Genomic DNA, 16697 nt, shown 5'->3' with positions numbered 1-16697 from the left:
ATCTCCTCAAGGCAGCTTGGCGTAGCTATCGGCGAGTGCGGCATAGTCGGCATCGCCGAGCGGCATCAGCGGCGCGCGCGTGCGCCTCCACGCGGGATTGCCGGTTTTCAGCCCCACCATCGCCTTGATGGTCGGGATCTGGACGTAGGAATTGGACAGCGTGCGATAGGCGTTGATGCGGGCCTGCGCCGCCGCGACATCGCCAGCACGCGTCTCGTCATGGACATGGTCGTAGACGGTGCGCAGCGAATTCGCCACGAGATTGGAGGTGGCGGTGATGCAGCCGGCCCCGCCCGCCTTCAAGAGTGGCAGCAGCAGCGGATCGGCGCCCGCCAACACCGAAAAACTGGGATGGGCGGCGATGATTGCCTGCATGTTATTGAAATCACCGGCAGATTCTTTGATGCCGACGACCGTTTCCGGGAAGGCGGCAATCAGCCGGCCGATCAGCGGAAGGGAGAGCGGCACGCCGGAGACCTGCGGGATATGATAGAGGATGACCTGCAGGCGGGTATCGGCGACCTTTTCCAGCACCTGCGAATAGGCGGCGAAGAGCCCATCGTCGGTGACGCCCTTGTAGTAGAAGGGCGGCAGCATCACCACCTTGGTCACGCCAAGCGACAGCGCGTGCCGGGTCAGCTCCACGGTCTCGGGGATGGCGACGACACCGGTGCCCGGCAACAGCCTGTCGGCCGGAATGCCGGCCTTCAATGCCGCTTCCAGAATCGTGCGGCGCTCGGCTGCGGAGAAGGAATTGGCCTCGCCCGTCGTGCCGAGCAGCGCCACGCCATGACATCCCTCGGCCAGCAACTGCCGGCAATGATCGGTGAAAAGGGCGAGATCAGGTGTATTGTCTGCCGTCAGCGGCGTTGCCGATGCGCTGAAAACGCCTGTAATCCTGTGATGGCTCATTTCGCCCTCCTCGGCGCGTCCTGTCTGGGGGCGATGAACCGCCCGATGGCGCATGGAAATGTCATTCATCTGTCGTGATGGAGTGCAAAGAACTTTTCCATTGCGGCTCTTTTGTCAAGAAGACAAAGTGCTGCGGTGCAGATTAGAAAACTTATCTATCTGTTATTGTTTATATATTTTTACAACGAAATTTTGTTCGGATCAAAATAACGATTTTTTGTTGACATATTTACAATAACGAGAGAACGATACGGGACGGATTGTGCTGCGCCTGGCAGGTGCAGGGAGAGCGCTGCCGAATTCACCGTGGGAGGGAATGCCATGTCTTTTGACCAAACGGATAAAACCAATCTATCGCGTCGCAACGCGCTGAAGCTCGGCCTTGCGGCCGGCGTCGGCCTGACCGTGTTCGGGATGAATGCCCGCATCGTGATGGCCGATGAAGGCCAGGTGTTGAAGGTCGCGCATCCGGCCTTCGACCAGGACTGGTCGCCATTGCGCGGCGGCGGCAGGACATTCCGCTGGAATTCGATCTGGTGGGCCTCGCCGATGTATTTCGACAGCCAAGGCAATATCAAGCCTTACGTCTTCACCAGCTGGGAATCGGCCGACAACACCGTCTGGACCTTCAAGATCGACCCCAAGGCCGTCTTCTCCGACGGCAGCAGGATCACCGCGGCCGACGTCAAGGGATCGTGGGAAGTCGCCTCGATGCCGAACACCAAGAACCAGCGCGCCGACCAGGTGCTGAGCAAGGTCAAGGGTTATGCCGAAATCGCCGCCGGTTCCGGCAACGAGTTGACGGGTGTCGCAACGCCCGACGAGGGAACGGTCGTCGTGACGCTGGCGGCCGCCGATCCGATCTTCTTCATGCGGCTCGCAAACCACATCGCGCCGATCACCAAGGCATCGCAGTCGCGCGGCAGCGACGGCGAGGAGATCATCGACTGGTACAAGCCGGATAGTAAACCGGTCTTCTCCGGCCCCTTCAAGCTCACGAGCCTCGATATCGACGCCGGCAAGCTTTCTTTCGAGCCGAACGAGAATTTCTTCGGGCCGAAGCCGAAGCTTGCACGCATCGACATCACCTCGATCGAAGACAATGTCAGCGCGACGTCGCTGATCAAGTCGGGAGAGTTCAACGCCCATACCGAACTCATCACCTCGACCATCATCCAGGATCTCGGCCCGGAATTCTCGGCAGGACCACTGATTCCGACGAGCCAGCACTTCTGGTTCAACATCTCCCGTGCGCCGATGGACGATCCGAAGGTCCGCCAGGCGCTGATCATGGCGGTCGATCGCGACGGGCTGTTCAAGGCGTCCTATCCCGATGGGCCGCACAAGAAGGCCGACCAGATCCTCAATTCGGTTCCGGGCGCTGACAATTCCGGCTTCGAGCCCTATCCCTATGATCCGGAAGGCGCAAAAAAGCTGCTTGCGGAATCGACCTATGGCGGGCCGGAGCGCCTGCCGAAGATCCTGTTCGTCGGCATCTCGGGGCCGGCCATTCAAGCGGCCGCCCAGTTCATTGCCGAGCAGTGGCGCCAGAATCTCGGCATCACGGCCGTCGACATGAAGCCGCAGCAGGACTCCTATGCTGGTCCGGACCAGAACTCGGTCCAGATCTTCCGCGACGACGTCGGCACCCGGGTGCCCGATGCGGTCTCTTATCTCGCGGGCTCCATCGCCTCGACCTCGTCGAACGCACAGAACAAGCTCGGCGGATACAAGAACGACAAGGTCGACAGCGCCCTTGCCGAAGCGACGACCAAGGCTGCGGATGATCCGCAGCGCATCGCTCTCGCCCAGCAAGCCCAGAAGGCGTTCCGCGACGATTGGGCCTTCATCCCGTGGTATTCTCAGGCGATGTCGCGCTGGGCTACCAAGGACGTCAAGGGCCTGGAAAAGAACCTCGACTGGCAGGTGGTCGAACCCTGGAACATTTCCATCGGTTGATCGGCGGAAACCGTCCCTGTCGGCACTAACCCGCGCGAAGGCTGCAAGGCCTTCGCGCAAGTTTCAAGAAGAAGAGATGCGATCGCAGCCAAAAGCGGGAACGCATCGAACAACAGGTGGGAGGTGGCCTTGCTGCGCTACGTGCTAACCCGGTTTGCCATCTGGATTCCGTCGGTTCTGGTGGTAATGCTGGCCGTCTATGCGCTGGCCTTCTATGGCGCCGGCGATCCGATCAAGCTGATCTTCCTGCGCGCGCCCGGTGATGTCGCCTATAATCCGCAGCGCATCGAAGCCATTCGCGAAAGTGCCGGCCTCAACAAGCCCTTCATCGAACAGTTCGGCCTTTACATCTGGAACCTGCTGCACGGCCAGTTCGGCAATTCGCTGACCTCGGGCCGCTCCGTCTGGGCAATGGTTTCGGCGGCTGCACCCGTCTCCTTCCAGCTGGCCCTCTGTTCGATCATCCTGACGGCCGTCGTTGCGATTCCGCTCGGCATGATCGCGGCGCTGAACCAGAATTCGCGCATCGACTATGCCATTCTGGGCTCGGCGCTCTTCCTCTGGGCGATCCCGGCCTATGTCGCCGGTCCGCTGCTGATGGTCGGCCTCATCGTGCTGCTGCCGGGTGCAAGCGTGCCCTACGGCTGGGGCGGCATATTCGATGTCCGGATACTGCTGCCGCTGCTCGTCCTGTCCTTCCAGCCGATCGCGTTGATCGTGCGCCAGACGCGCGCCGCCGTCATCGAGGTGCTGTCTGAGGATTTCGTCCGGACCGCCCGCGCCAAGGGCGTACCCGAGATCGTCGTGGCGCTGCGCCATATCCTGCGGCCGGTGCTCACACCCGTCGTCACCCAGCTCGGCCTGATCATGATCACCATCGTCAACGGCGCGATCTTCGTCGAACTCGTTTTCGGCCTGCCGGGCCTTGGCCGCTTGACCGTGCAGGCGCTGATCAATTCCGATTATCCGGTCATTCTGGCCATCACGCTGATCGGATCGTTCCTGGTGATGGTGTCGAACCTGCTGGTGGATGTGCTCTACCCGCTGCTCGATCCACGCGCCAATGATTCAAGAAGGAGCCGCTGACCATGTCCGCCGTCCCTCTTTCCACCGCTGAAACCATCGAGGAGCCGCCGGTCAGCCTCTGGCGCGACGCTTGGTACCGGCTGAAGCGCAACAAGCTTGCCATCTTCGGCCTCGTCGTCGTCCTGATCCTCGCCTTCACGGCGATCTTTGGGCCCTATCTCACGCCCTATGACTATCTGAGCCAGGACCTCAACGCCCGCAACGCACTGCCGTCGATGAGTCATCTCTTCGGCACCGACGATCTCGGCCGCGACGTCTTCAGCCGTGTGGTCTTCGGCACGCGCACCGCTTTCCTCGTCGCCGTCATCGTCACCTTTTTCGCGGTGGTGATCGGCCTCACGCTCGGCGCGGTGGCCGGTTTCTTCGGCAATCCGTTCGATCGCGCCATCATGTGGCTGACCGATGTGACGATGTCGGTTCCCAACCTGCTGCTCGTCGTCGTCATCAACGCCTCGCTGAAATCGCCGATCAGCAAATGGATGGAGGCGCGCTACCTCGAGACCCTCAATCCCTTCTACCGCCAGACGATATGGGTGGATTTCATCCTCGTCTTCGGGTCGATGGCGTTGATCTCCTGGCCGCCCTATGCCCGTCTCGTCCGCGCCCAGGTGCTGTCGATCCGCAGCCGGCCCTATATCACCGCGGCCCAGGCGCTCGGCCTGTCGAACTGGATCATCATCAAGCGTTATGTCATTCCGAATGCGCTGGGGCCGTTGATCGTCTCGGTCAGCGCCGGTCTCGGCACGGCGATGGTGCTGGAAAGCGCCTTCAGCTTCCTCGGCGTGGGTGTCAATCCGCCGACGCCCAGCTGGGGCAACATGATCTCGGACGGGCTTCGCGTCTGGCAGCATTATCCGCATCTTCTCGCCGCTCCGGCGGCCGTGCTCGGCCTTGCCTCGGTTGCCTTCAGCTTCCTCGGCGACGGCCTCAACGACGCGCTCAATCCGCGGGGCAGCAAATAATGGACACCAAAAGCACCGACCGCCTGCTCGATGTCAGAGGCCTTACAGTCGAAATCGACGGCCGCAACGGCCCGGCCGTCGTCGTCGACGGCATCGATCTCCATGTCGACAAGGGCGAGACCCTCGGCGTCGTCGGCGAATCCGGCTGCGGCAAGAGCCTGACCATGTTGAGCCTAATGCGGTTGCTGCCGAACAAAATCAAGGTCACCAGGGGATCGGCGACGTTCGACGGGCGCGACCTGCAGACGATGTCCAATCGCGAGCTGCGCAAGGTGCGCGGCGGCGATATCGGCTTCGTTTTTCAGGATCCGATGACCTCGCTCAATCCCGTCATGCGCGTCGGCGACCAGATCTGCGAGCCGCTGATCTACCACCGCGGCATGAAAAAGGCCGAAGCCCGCACGCGCGCTGTCGAGCTTCTGCGCCTGGTCGGCATTCCCGGCCCAGAGGAGCGCCTGCAGGCCTATCCGCACGAACTTTCCGGCGGCATGCGCCAGCGGGTGATGATCGCGATCGGCCTTGCCTGCAACCCGAAACTTCTGATCGCCGATGAGCCGACGACGGCGCTTGACGTCACCATCCAGGCCCAGATCGTTGATCTGGTGAAGGATCTGCGCGCCAAGCTCGGCATGTCGGTGGTCTGGATCACCCATGACCTGGCGCTGATCGCCGGCCTCGTCGATCGCGTCGCCGTGCTCTATGCCGGCACCGTGGTCGAGGACGCGCCGGTCGACGAACTCTATGCCCGCCCGAGCCATCCCTATACGCGCGGTCTGCTGTCCTCGATCCCGAAACTGTCAGACCCGCCGGCAAGCCGGTTGAGCTCGATCGGCGGCACGCCGCCGGAGCCTGGCCGCCGGCCGAAGGGCTGCCCGTTTGCGCCGCGTTGTCCGCTTGTGGAGAACATCTGTCACGAGAAGGTGCCGCAACTCGAACCGCTGAGCGGCAGCAGCAATCATCGCGCCGCCTGTTTCGTCGTCCAGAGAATGCAGGAGGCCGCATGATGGGTGCCGAACCGCTGCTCAAGGTCGAAAACCTGGTCAAGCATTTCCACGTCAAGCTCGGCGCCTTCGGGGAGCGTTCGGCGACCGTTTATGCGCTCGACAATGTCAACCTCGACATCATGGAAGGCGAGACGCTGAGCCTTGTCGGTGAATCCGGCTGCGGCAAGTCCACGACCGGTTTCACCATCCTCAACCTCTACAAGGCGACCAGCGGCAAGGTCGTCTACAAGGGTCAGGATCTCGCGACGCTCGACGAAAAGCAGATGCGGCCCTTCCGCCGCGACCTGCAGATCGTCTTCCAGGATCCGTATTCGACGCTCAATCCGCGGATGACGGTGGGCGAAGCGATCGGCGAGCCGATCCTCTTCCACAAGCTCTGCACCAAGGCGGAGCTGAAGGAGAGGGTGGCGACGCTGCTCACCGATGTCGGCCTGCCCAAGCGATTTGCCCAACGTTACCCGCACGAGCTTTCCGGCGGCCAGCGCCAGCGTGTCGTCATCGCCCGCGCGCTCGCCTGCCAGCCGAAATTCATCGTCTGCGACGAGGCGATCTCGGCGCTCGACGTGTCGATCCAGGCACAGATCATCAATCTGCTGCTGGATCTGCAGGAGAAATATGGGCTGACCTATCTCTTCATCGCCCATGACCTCGCCGTGGTGCGCCACATCAGCACCCGCGTCGGCGTCATGTATCTTGGGCGGCTGGCCGAACTTGCCACCCGCGAGGAACTCTTCGACAATCCGCTGCACCCCTATACCAAAGCGCTGCTGTCGGCCGTTCCGGAGACCGATCCGGAGCATGAGCGCACGCGTCAGCGCCAGATCCTGCAGGGCGACGTGCCGAGCCCGCTGAACCCGCCGTCGGGCTGCCGTTTCCACACGCGCTGCCCGATCGCCATGGATGTCTGCAGCAAAATCATTCCCGCGTGGAAGGAGGCGAAACCCGGCCATCTCGTCGCCTGCCACGCCGTCAACACCGGACAGACCGCATGACGCTGAAGGCCGTTATCATCGCCGATGATCTGACGGGTGCGCTCGATACCGGCACGCCCTTCGTCGAAGCCGGCCTCTCGGTTTCGGTCGCCGTCGATGTCGAGGCTGTTCAGGATGCGGTCGCCACCGGTTGTGATGTCGTCGTCGTCAATACCGCATCGCGCGCCATTGGCGAGCGCGAAGCTGCCGAGAGGGTGCGCCACGCGACTGGGGCGCTTCGCGGCGCAAAGCCTGATATCGTCATGAAGAAGATCGACTCCCGGTTGAAGGGTAATGTCGCGGCGGAAAGCCTGGCGCTGGCGGCGGTGCTCGGCCTGGAGACCATCCTCGTGGCGCCCGCCATTCCCGATCAGGAGCGCATGACCTATCGGGGCTGCGTCGTCGGCCGCGGCGTCGACAGGCCGCTGCCGATCGCCGATCTGTTCAAGGGCCGCGCGGGCAATGTTGCCGTTGCCGATGCGGAGGACGATATGGATCTCGACCAGATCGTTGCCGATCATGACTGGCGGCTGACACTTGCGGTGGGCGCCCGGGGTCTCGGCGCCGCACTTGCCCGCCGGCTTGGCGAAGAGGAGCGACAGCCAATGCCGGAATTTGCGGCGACCCCACGTACGCTATTTGCCTTCGGCTCGCGCGACCCGATTACCATAGCCCAGATGGACCGGCTCGAAGCTTCGGGCGTTCTGCGCATGGTGGTGGACGCGCCGATGGGGGGGATCGAAGGCGGGGAGGGCATGGCGCTGCCGGCGCTGCTGCGCTGCTCCGGCGATATGGCAGCCGATGCAACACTGGTCGCCCACCGTTTTGCGGCAGGCGTCAAAACAGTTATCGACGATACTGGGCCTGACATGCTGATGCTCGGTGGTGGCGACACGGCGCTTGCCGTTTTCCATGCGCTCGGGGTCAGGGTGCTCGCCCCGAAGGGCGAGATCGAAGCCGGCGTGCCATGGTTCGATGTCACGGCCACCGATGGTCGGCATTTTCGGTGCGCCGTGAAGTCCGGGGGCTTCGGCAAGCCCGATAGTTTGCTAAGACTGGTTCGTTGGAATCGGGCGGCATAGAACAGGATGAGAGCATGATGTCGTCCGAAAACGGCTCACGCTTTTCGGCATCATGCTCTAGTAAGATACCGCCGGGGAGAATGACGTGGCTGAAGTGAATGGCGAATCTTTGAACGCGGAAGCCGGCCCGCCGGGCAAGCCGGAACGCGGCAAGGCCGTCAAGTTGGTCGATCGCGTCTTCGACCAGTTGCTCGAGCGTATCCGCGGCGGAAACTATCCGCCGGATTCACGCCTTCCCGGCGAGCATGAGCTTGCCTCGATGCTGGGTGTGTCGCGGCCGATCGTCCGCGATGCGCTGGCGCGCCTGCGTGATCAGGGCATGGTCTATGCCCGGCAGGGCGCCGGCACTTTCGTCAGCGCGCATGGATCGCCGACGACGCAGCTTGCCTATTCGCCAGTCAAGACGATCGCCGATATTCAGCGCTGTTACGAATTCCGCCTGACGATCGAGCCGGCGGCCGCCTATTTCGCTGCCAAGCGCCGCAATGAGCAGGCGATCCAGAAGATCGCCAGCGCGCTTGCGGATCTGCGTGAAGCGACCAGCCATCAGCTTCACCGCACCGACGCCGATTTCATGTTCCATCGTGCCGTCACCGAAGCCGCCAACAATCATTATTACACGGCCTCGATCGATGCGCTGAAGGCCCATATCGCCGTCGGCATGCATCTCCACGGCCTCTCCCTGCTCGGCCCGCGCCAGGGGCTGGAACAGGTCTATGAAGAGCACAACGCCATCTACAAGGCGATCGCCGATGGCCGGCCTGACGATGCGCAGAGGCTGATGAAGGCGCATCTCGAAGGCTCCCGGGACCGCCTGTTCGAGGGCAGGGTGCTTGACCTGTCCTTCTGAAGCGCATTCCCAGGCGGCTATCCGCTCGAAATGAGTCAGCCGGATTTCTGCTTCTTGATGATGCTGATGTTGCCGCTCACTTCGAGGATGGCAGATTTTATCTCCGTCACGCTCTCGATACCTTCCTGGCTTCGCGCTGCCTGCATGACATCTTCCTTCTGCAGCCGGGCTCCTTTGAGCGCGCGTTCGTCGTAGACGCCATCCGTCACCAGAACGGTCGGAACGCCATCGATGATATGAGCTGCGCGAGGCCACCACCTCTTGACGTAGGACAGGCCGATGTCGGTCGTAAAGAGTGTCAGCGCGGACGCAAAAGTTCCCGGTGATGACGCCGTTGCTGTGTACATCGGATGGGTCGCAGTCCAGGCGCCTTCGCCGATCAAGGGAACGAAGCGCACCCCGCCGAGATCCTCTTCCTCGAAGGCGTTGGCCCCGGTACGGGTGAGGCGTTTCAGGCGCTGCGCTTCACTACGTCCGACCGGAATGATCAGCCGCCCTCCGAGGGTCAACTGTTCTTTCAAGGCGCTTGGCACCTCGGGTGCGCTCGCAGAAACGATAATGGCATCGAACGGAGCGGCTTCCGCCCAGCCCTTGCTGCCATCGCCGACGCGAACGTCAATGTTGTCGTATTCCAGCTTCTCGAACCGTTCCTTGGCCTGAAGCGCCAGGCTTTCATGGCGCTCGATGGAATAGACGTGGCCTGCTATCCGGCTGATGAGGGCTGAAGCGTATCCGGAGCCCGTTCCGACCTCGAGCACTTTGTCGCCGGCATCCAGATCGGCCTTTTCGAGCATGAGAGCCACGATGAACGGCTGCGAAATTGTCTGGCCCTCGCCAATCGACAGCGGCGCATCCTCATAGGCGAATTCCTCGAAGCCTGGAGCGACGAATTTTTCGCGCGGCACCAGGCGCATTGCCCTGGTGACGTTTTGATCGCGAATACCACGACCTGACACCTGGTGCTCCACCATGCGTTCTCGGATGCGCGTCATGTCCACGGATCAGCTCCACTGTCGCCGATTGCACCTTGGGCAAACGTCCGGGTGGTGCAGACTGTAAAACAAATGGGCGACGAGGGAGTTCCTGCGCGGAGCAGATTTTGGCAAGCGGCGAGGGCGCGGGTGAAGCGACACCCGATGGGTCGCACTTCATCCTTGAACCCACCCCGCTACATGAAAAAGTTGCATAATGCATGTTATGGAACTAAAATATATTTTAAATTACAATAGCTTGTATTAAATCGCGCGCGACCGCCCCGCGTTCCAAGACGCTCCCCGTCACAACATATCGCAACAATAAAGCGCAAACCGCAACACCGAACCGCAGCATAATGCATCGCTCCCAGCCGACTTGCCGGTTTGCTGACGCCCTTTCCAATCATCGAAATGACGAGGCACTTTAATGTACACAAAGATAATCACGCTGGCCGCCGTGGCTTTCTCGGCCGTGCCGGCTTTTGCCGCCGATGCCGTGGTTCAAGATCCCGCTTACATCCAGCAGGCACAGACCCAGTCGGCCTTCGACTGGTCGGGATTTTATCTCGGGCTTCAAGGCGGATACACCTCGACACATGCGAGCTATCTCAACGGTTCCGAGCAGGATCTGGATGGAGGTTCGACGGGTATCTATGGTGGATATAATTTCCAGCACGGTCCCTTCGTCTTCGGTATCGAGAATGACTTCAACTACAACTGGAAGGACGGGAGCGACGTTTCCCTCAAATGGGACGGCTCGGCGCGCGGGCGCGTGGGATATGCCTTGGACCGTACGCTGATCTACGGAACCGGAGGTTTGGCCGCGGCCGGTGGAGAAGTCGACGTGCCCGGCGTTGGCAAGAAGGACGACATTCTGATCGGCTGGACAGCCGGCGGCGGCGTGGAACATGCCCTGACCGACAATATAGTGATGCGCGCCGAATATCGTTATGACGACTTCGGACGCAAGGATTTCGGCTCGGCGCTTGGCGATTTCGAGGTCAATCAGCAAAAGGTCACGGTCGGCACCAGCTTCAAATTCTGAACGTCGATCCGATTACGCCTCGACATCGGTTGAGGCGTGATCATCTCCTGGTGTGCGAATATTGGCATTGCAGGCAATCTCTGATCTAGTCTCGAACTCTCTCCGCCGGGCAGTCCAGCCGCAGGCTCCTGATATTCGAAACGAGCGAGAGCTGTATTCTCATGACCACGCACCGCTTCATTCCGACAAGCTTTCACAATGTCATCGGCTCTCTTCAGCCGGCCCTGCATATCGCCGACGGCGATACCGTCATTACCGAGACGCTTGATGCCGCCGGGCATGACAAGGCTGGCATCAAGCAGGCATCTGGCGGCAATCCGATGAACGGCCCGATCTTCGTCGAAGGGGCTGAGCCCGGAGATGCGTTGCGAGTCGAGATCATCAGCATGACCCCGACCAGGGATACGGGTTTTACCGGCAGCGTCGTCGCGGCCAATGTCGTCGATCCCGAGGCGGTTCGCGACCTGCCGCCGCGCGATGTCGCCATCTGGGCCATCGACCGCGAGGCCTTGACCGTCCGGCTTTCCGAGCCCGTCTCCGGCCTCGAAAATTTCGTTCTGCCTCTCGCCCCGATGATCGGCTGTTTCGGCGTGGCGCCCAGCCTCGGCCAGGCGATATCGACTGCGACCAGCGGCGAATATGGCGGCAACATGGATTATCGGCTGTTCGGCCCGGGCACCACGGTCCGCTTCCCGGTAGCGGCGCCCGGCGCCTTGTTCTTTTTGGGCGACTGCCATGCCGTACAGGGGGATGGCGAGATCGTCGGAACCGGCGTCGAGACGACGTTCGAAGTCACGGTGCGGCTGACGGTGGAGAAGAAAGCCGGCCTGGTCTGGCCGCGCGGGGAAACCGCCGACGACATCTTCACCATCGGCAACGCCCGGCCCCTCGATCAGGCGCTCCAGCATGCGACCAGCGAAATGCTGGCCTGGCTGGCATCGGACTATGGCCTGGACAGGACGGCGGCCAGCCATCTGCTCGGCCAGGTGGTGCGTTACGATGTCGGCAATGTCTTCGATCCGGCCTATACGATGGCCTGCCGTGTCGCCAAGAAATGGCTGGTCGGCTGATAGAGATCATCGGAACCTACCATCCCTGGTTGGACTCCTCTCCACGCCTGACATGATCGACTACCTCAGCCCGCGGAGCATTGGGAAGAAACAGTTCAAAAGCAGCGGAAAGGTCCGTGCGGCCGCGGCGGATTTCGCCGACGCCGGCTTCCACTCCGATCAGGCCTCTATTGTGCACATCGGCGAGCCTGACGATCAGATCGGCGTAATTGTGCGAAAGTCCTGCGCGCGTCAGCGTTGCCGGCCAATCGGCACGCGGCAGTTCGCGTGCGACGACGCTCCGGGTCATTAACCGCCCCAAGGCCGCAGCGATCTCGAGCGCCGTGTATTCGCGCGGCCCCTCGCCATGGACGATACGCGGCGAATGTCCATGTTCCTCGCCGGCCAGCAGAAGGTCGGCTGCCATACCGCCAATATCGGCGGCGGAGACTGTCGGGAAAGGCCGCGATAGCGGCTGGTGCATGCTCGGCATTATGCCGGTCTCGCCAGCGATCTTCAGGTAGCGTGCCCAGTTTTCCATATGTTCGGCCGAGCGCAGAAAGACCATCTCGGTAGCGCATTGCCGGAACCGTTCCTCCATCGCACGGAACAGGCTGGTAATGCCGGTATCGATCGTCAGATGTGCGCCGTAATCCGAGATCGCCAGGACGCGCGGCGGCCTGGCGGCGTCGATCGCGTCCGCCATCCGCTCGATTGATCGCAGCATCTGGCGTCTGGCATCGGCAGCATGCGGATTGATTGGGCAGATGAGCTGGACGGCCGTCGCATTCCTCATCGCGCCGGCCATGGCATCGGCATCGCCAATCTCGGCAATGGCGATCTCGCATCCGAGTGCTGCAAATGGTGCAGCCTTGCCGGGATCACGGAGCACCGCCCTGACGGGTGCGCCCTCGGCCGAAAGCTTTGTTATCGTTGCCTTGCCGACCTTGCCGGTGGCGCCGAAGATGACAAACATGGTTCTCTCCTTCGCTTGTTCGCTATCGAAAGAGGATGCCTTGATGTCGTGGATCTGGCCTGCGCATTCGGCCGATCCGTTGCAGGATCGGCCATTTTTCGTCAATTGACCAAGCGGGCGATGGTGCCTGGGCTGATGCCGAGCAGCCGCTTCATGCTGTTTGCCATATGGCTTTGATGCGCAAAGCCTGCCGCCAGCGCGATCTGGCTCAGCGGCAGGCCGGAGGTCCGAATCAATGCCTCGGCGCGCGAGACCCGGCGTTGCATCACATATTGATGCGGCGGTATGCCGAAACTATTTCGAAATTGCGTCTTCAGGTGCGAGAGGCTGAGTCCGGCAAGACCGGCAAGTTCGGCAAGCGAAAGCAGCGCGTCGAGATTGTCCTCGATGTAGTCGGTAAGTATCCGCTTCTGCCGGGGCGAGAGCGCTCTACCGGCATCCGCCGGGCGAGAACTGCCGCTGCCGGCCTCGACCAGACGGAGCGCCAAGGCTGTTGCCAGCGTATCGGCATAGAGATGGTCGGACGGCTCGTCCGCTTCGAGCTCCGCTTTCAAGGCCCAGGCGATTGCCTCGAGCCGCTGATCGCGGAGCTGAAATTTCGGCGCCATCGCTTCCGCGGGATCGCGTCCGAGGTCGATGGCAGCCTGATTGAAGAGATCCTTGTTGATCTTCAGCCGCAGGATCATGCATTCGCCGTCGTCCTCCCAGAAGCCATCCAGGCCGGCTGGCACCACATCGATATCGCCATGCTTCTGCAGCCGGCGATGCTCCCGCCCGTCACAGCGGCATTGCGCTCGCACAGGTCGGCCGACGTGGATTCCGAGGCGATGATAGGGTGTCCCTGCAATATGGGTGCGGCCGGGCGGAATGCGCAGCAGCTCGGCCTCCAAGCCGCGCCAGCCACGCCCCCTGCTCGTTGCAAGGATGGTCGCGCTTCCTGCTTGCGGATGATCGTTCATTGGTCCGTCCCATTCGCTTTCGAATGGGACGGAGACTATCCCAAGCGTCATTTCCGCGGCAAGAAGCGGATTGGGTGAGTTCTCAATCGTGCCGTGACAGGAAAGTGGAAACGGTCGTCAGGCAAAGCTGCTTTTCCTCGACATGCGGCATATGGCTGGAATTTTCGAAGAGCACCCATTCGCAGCCGGGAACGTGTTCGAGATAGGGCCTTACCACCAGGGGTGTCGCCTCGTCGTATTTTCCCGAGATCAGCAGCGTCGGGGCCTCGATGCGGTCGAGCCTGGTTTCGATCGTCCAGTCCTTCATCGTGCCGATGACGTGAAACTCGGTCGGGCCGTTCATGTTGCGGTAGACGGTATTGTCCTCGTCCATGATCGCGAAGGTGCGCGCCACTTCAGGCGGCCACGGCACCACGCGGCAGACATGGCGGTCATAGAAGACGCGCGAGGCGGCGATATAGTCCGGATCGGCGAGGCTTCCCGCCAGCTCATGCTTCAGCAGCGTGTCCTGCACCTCCTGTGGCAGTTCCTGCCTTAGCCGGTTCGCCTCCGAAACCCAGGTGTGCATGTTGGCCGGCGAATTGGCGATAACAAGCGCCTTCAGGCCTTCAGGCCGGCGCACCGCATGTTCGGCGCCGAGCATGCCGCCCCAGGACTGGCCGAGAAAGGCATAACGATCCTGAATGCCGAGATGGGAAAGCAGCGCATCCAGTTCTTCGAGGAACAGGCCGACCGTCCAGAAATCCGGACCCTTTTCCGGAAGGCGGGTGGAATTGCCATTGCCGAGCTGGTCGTAATGGATGACCGGGCGGCCGTCGAGAGCGGCGATATCCTTGAAGGAATCGACATAATCATGGGTGCAGCCGGGTCCGCCATGGGCGACGACGAGCGGCAGCTTGCCACTGACAAGCGAACCGGTGACGCGATACCAGGTGCGATAGTCGCGAAAGGGCAAATAGGCTTCTTTGGTCGTGACTTCGCCCACGGGCGTCTCCATCTCTTGGCCGTATGAAAAAAGCATAACGCGGCGGCAACGGTGAAGGCAGCTATCACAAGTTATAGGGTGGCCAATGATGAGTCGGCCGGTCTTCGAGCAGGCGGTAATGGGTGGCGCGCACCACGGCCTGGGTGCGGTTGCGGGCGCCGAGTTTCTTGGCCGCGGCGTTCAGATGCATGACGACGGTCGGCACGGAACGATCGATGATGCGGGAAATTTCCTTGGCGGAATAACCTTCCGCCGAATGGCGCAGGCATTCGCGTTCCCGCTCGGTCAGCCGGATCGTGCCGACGCTTTTCGCCCGCGTGTCGAAAAGCGTATAGGCGCTCTCATGGAAGACGTGGGCCAGCAGGTTGAAGTCGGCGATATAACGCAGGGCGTGCCGTTCGAACTCGTCGTTACCGCCGAAGCGGATGCCGGTGACCGTCGCATAGTCGCCGCGTGGCATATGGACCGGGACGGTGACGCCGGTCGACATGTCGCGTTCGCTCAAATAGCGCGTCACCGGCGCCGTGTCCTCGTTGATGAAACCCCTGATCAGCGTGTCGGCGTCCGGGTCGTAGTTCCAGAAGAAGGGTGCGGAGGTGCGCAGCGCCACCTGTTGCACCGGATCGATACGGAAATAGCCCTGATTGAACCAGTAGTCGTGCATGTCGTCGGAAATGTTCCTGAGCTTCAGCAGCGACGGTATCATGATCGCGCCGTCGAGATCGTAGGGCACCGGCGTGTAGTCGTAGATCAGCGCCTCGAAGCCGATCTGCTTCATCGCCTCGAAGGCCTGATCGATCCGGCCGTCCAGCGTTTCATGCGCTGTGAACTGCGCTCTGATCGTTCCGATATCGTCAAGCACGGGCTGCTCCAGTTTCGACGTGGCGCCCTACCCTATCACTTCTTATAGCTGGCACGGAACGCGATTTACGATAAAAAAATAACCACGCCCAAATATTGAGCAAGTGAAACCTTCTGCCGGAGCGATCAATGTGGCGTGAAATACAGCCGGACGAGCGATTCGAGATCGATGTCGATGGTTATCGCATCGTTGCTTACAGTTTCGGAGCCGGCAGTGAGACGGTTTTCTGCCTGAACGGCGGGCCGGGTCTGCCCTGCGATTACCTGCGCGAGGCGCATTCCTGTCTCGTCGACAAGGGCTATCGTGTCGTCGCTTTCGATCAGCTCGGCACCGGCGCTTCCGACCGGCCGGACGATCTCTCGCTCTGGACAATCGGCCGTTATGTCGAGGAGACGGAAACGGTGCGCAAGGCGCTGGGGCTCGGTAAGGTCCACATGCTCGGCCATTCCTGGGGCGGGTGGCTGGCGATCGAATATGCGCTGACTTACGCTCAGAACCTGAAGACGCTGATTCTCGAGGATACCGTCGCCGACATGCCGCATCTGATCTCGGAGCTGGAACGGCTGCGTGCAGCACTCGGTCCCGAAACCGTATCGATGATGCAGAAACACGAGGCGCAGGGCACCTACAATCATCCGGAATATCTCGCCGCCGTCACCATCCTCAACTACCGCCACGTCTGCCGTCTGCCGGAATGGCCAGCGCCGGTGCGCCGCTCGCTCGACGATTGGAACATGGCGCCCTACGAGACGATGCAGGGACCGAACGAGTTTCTCTATATCGGCAACCTCAAGGACTGGAACCGCATCCCCGATCTGCCGCGGCTGACGCTGCCGGTGCTCATCACGACGGGAGAGCATGACGAGTTGACGCCGGCCTGTGCGCTCAGGATGAAGCTTGCGCTGCCGAATGCCGAGCTGAAGGTATTTGCCAATGCCAGCCATATGCCGTTCTATGAGAACCCGCAGGATTATTATCCGGCGCTTCTCGATTTTCTCGCCCGGCACGAGGCACACTGATG

General features: G+C 61.5%; 16 protein-coding genes and 1 pseudogene. 10 read left to right on the top strand and 7 right to left on the bottom strand.

Annotated elements, in window-relative coordinates; all coding sequences use genetic code 11:
- Nucleotides 1–6: 6 nt before the first annotated feature.
- Complete coding sequence (locus NE851_RS04780) at nucleotides 7–912, bottom strand: dihydrodipicolinate synthase family protein (RefSeq protein ID WP_047613498.1); 906 nt, start codon at nucleotides 910–912, stop codon at nucleotides 7–9.
- A gap of 321 nt (nucleotides 913–1233) precedes the next feature.
- Between NE851_RS04780 and NE851_RS04775 the strand changes: the two genes are divergently transcribed.
- The 7 genes from NE851_RS04775 (at nucleotide 1234) to NE851_RS04745 (ending at nucleotide 8826) form a co-directional block, all read left to right on the top strand.
- Complete coding sequence (locus tag NE851_RS04775; RefSeq protein WP_254955479.1) at nucleotides 1234–2871, top strand: ABC transporter substrate-binding protein; 1638 nt, start codon at nucleotides 1234–1236, stop codon at nucleotides 2869–2871.
- Nucleotides 2872–3000: 129 nt separating this feature from the next.
- Nucleotides 3001–3957, top strand: coding sequence for an ABC transporter permease (locus NE851_RS04770; protein WP_047613496.1), 957 nt, complete (start codon nucleotides 3001–3003; stop codon nucleotides 3955–3957).
- 2 nt (nucleotides 3958–3959) lie between these two features.
- A complete protein-coding gene (locus NE851_RS04765; RefSeq protein ID WP_047613218.1) occupies nucleotides 3960–4919 on the top strand; it encodes an ABC transporter permease in 960 nt (319 codons plus the stop codon).
- A complete protein-coding gene (locus NE851_RS04760) occupies nucleotides 4916–5923 on the top strand; it encodes an ABC transporter ATP-binding protein (protein WP_047613216.1) in 1008 nt (335 codons plus the stop codon). Before NE851_RS04765 ends, NE851_RS04760 begins: the two co-directional genes overlap by 4 nt.
- A complete protein-coding gene (locus NE851_RS04755) occupies nucleotides 5923–6915 on the top strand; it encodes an ABC transporter ATP-binding protein (RefSeq protein WP_063476174.1) in 993 nt (330 codons plus the stop codon). The genes NE851_RS04760 and NE851_RS04755 overlap by 1 nt, the downstream gene beginning before the upstream one ends.
- Entirely contained in the window at nucleotides 6912–7976 is a 1065-nt protein-coding gene (locus NE851_RS04750; RefSeq protein WP_254955478.1) for a four-carbon acid sugar kinase family protein, read from the top strand. The genes NE851_RS04755 and NE851_RS04750 overlap by 4 nt, the downstream gene beginning before the upstream one ends.
- An 85-nt stretch (nucleotides 7977–8061) precedes the next feature.
- Nucleotides 8062–8826 carry a FadR/GntR family transcriptional regulator gene (locus tag NE851_RS04745; protein WP_047613211.1) on the top strand — a complete coding sequence of 255 codons (765 nt, stop codon included), beginning with the start codon at nucleotides 8062–8064 and terminating at the stop codon, nucleotides 8824–8826.
- A gap of 35 nt (nucleotides 8827–8861) precedes the next feature.
- Here NE851_RS04745 and NE851_RS35265 read toward each other — a convergent pair whose 3' ends face one another.
- Both NE851_RS35265 and NE851_RS04740 read right to left on the bottom strand, forming a co-directional pair.
- Nucleotides 8862–9101 carry a YetF domain-containing protein gene (locus NE851_RS35265; protein ID WP_409527200.1) on the bottom strand — a complete coding sequence of 80 codons (240 nt, stop codon included), beginning with the start codon at nucleotides 9099–9101 and terminating at the stop codon, nucleotides 8862–8864.
- 33 nt (nucleotides 9102–9134) lie between these two features.
- A pseudogene (locus tag NE851_RS04740) lies at nucleotides 9135–9824 on the bottom strand (protein-L-isoaspartate(D-aspartate) O-methyltransferase); the annotation flags it as partial.
- Between the two features lie 403 nt (nucleotides 9825–10227).
- Here NE851_RS04740 and NE851_RS04735 point away from each other — a divergent pair.
- Nucleotides 10228–10845, top strand: coding sequence for an outer membrane protein (locus NE851_RS04735; protein ID WP_047613209.1), 618 nt, complete (start codon nucleotides 10228–10230; stop codon nucleotides 10843–10845).
- A gap of 161 nt (nucleotides 10846–11006) precedes the next feature.
- A complete protein-coding gene (locus tag NE851_RS04730; protein ID WP_254955476.1) occupies nucleotides 11007–11915 on the top strand; it encodes an acetamidase/formamidase family protein in 909 nt (302 codons plus the stop codon).
- 16 nt (nucleotides 11916–11931) lie between these two features.
- On the opposite strand, the gene NE851_RS04725 is transcribed toward NE851_RS04730, so the two are convergent.
- From NE851_RS04725 to NE851_RS04710, 4 genes are all read right to left on the bottom strand, one after another.
- Entirely contained in the window at nucleotides 11932–12870 is a 939-nt protein-coding gene (locus tag NE851_RS04725) for an NAD(P)H-binding protein (RefSeq protein ID WP_063476160.1), read from the bottom strand.
- Nucleotides 12871–12971: 101 nt separating this feature from the next.
- Nucleotides 12972–13829 (bottom strand): helix-turn-helix transcriptional regulator, encoded by an 858-nt coding sequence (locus NE851_RS04720; protein ID WP_097544071.1) that lies wholly within the window; start codon nucleotides 13827–13829, stop codon nucleotides 12972–12974.
- 82 nt (nucleotides 13830–13911) lie between these two features.
- Entirely contained in the window at nucleotides 13912–14814 is a 903-nt protein-coding gene (locus tag NE851_RS04715) for a proline iminopeptidase-family hydrolase (protein ID WP_097544072.1), read from the bottom strand.
- 64 nt (nucleotides 14815–14878) lie between these two features.
- Nucleotides 14879–15676 carry a helix-turn-helix transcriptional regulator gene (locus NE851_RS04710; protein ID WP_047613206.1) on the bottom strand — a complete coding sequence of 266 codons (798 nt, stop codon included), beginning with the start codon at nucleotides 15674–15676 and terminating at the stop codon, nucleotides 14879–14881.
- A gap of 128 nt (nucleotides 15677–15804) precedes the next feature.
- Here NE851_RS04710 and NE851_RS04705 point away from each other — a divergent pair, with 128 nt between their 5' ends.
- A complete protein-coding gene (locus tag NE851_RS04705; RefSeq protein WP_097543971.1) occupies nucleotides 15805–16695 on the top strand; it encodes a proline iminopeptidase-family hydrolase in 891 nt (296 codons plus the stop codon).
- The last annotated feature ends 2 nt before the right edge of the window (nucleotides 16696–16697 follow it).

This window comes from Rhizobium anhuiense bv. trifolii (assembly GCF_024346605.1).
Lineage (GTDB): Bacteria > Pseudomonadota > Alphaproteobacteria > Rhizobiales > Rhizobiaceae > Rhizobium > Rhizobium anhuiense.
Note: the sequence above shows the minus strand (reverse complement) of the source record. Positions and strands in the feature narration are given on the sequence as shown.